The sequence below is a fragment of the Rufibacter sediminis genome, from assembly GCF_014269285.1.
Taxonomy (GTDB): domain Bacteria; phylum Bacteroidota; class Bacteroidia; order Cytophagales; family Hymenobacteraceae; genus Nibribacter; species Nibribacter sediminis.
In genome coordinates this window covers 1-291 of record NZ_JACOAF010000048.1, presented here as the reverse complement: position 1 = coordinate 291, position 291 = coordinate 1, and the positions used below count along the sequence as shown (strand labels likewise).

The following is a 291-nucleotide window of genomic DNA, read 5'->3' as shown; positions in this document are numbered from 1 at the left end:
ATATTCCAGTACTAGCGTAACCCAGCGATGCGGTGACGGAGTAGTGAAAGGCCCGCCTGGTGACGGAATACCAGGTTAAAGCACGTAGGTATAGGGACGGTAGTCAAGTACGCCGACCCTGCTGAAATGCGATAGTACCCCAAGCCCCCGGGCGAGGGGATAGCGGCCCTAATCAGACTTCCAAGAAAACCCGCTAAGCGTTCAAGGTTACGCTACCCGTACCGCAATCCGACACAGGTAGTCGAGGAGAGAATCCTAAGGTGCTCGAGTGAATCACGGCCAAGGAACTCG

At 55.3% G+C, this 291-nt stretch carries 1 rRNA gene; it reads left to right on the top strand.

Annotation, left to right across the window (positions count from 1 at the left end):
* Positions 1-291: ribosomal RNA gene (locus H7U12_RS20500) — 23S ribosomal RNA — on the top strand; the annotation flags it as partial.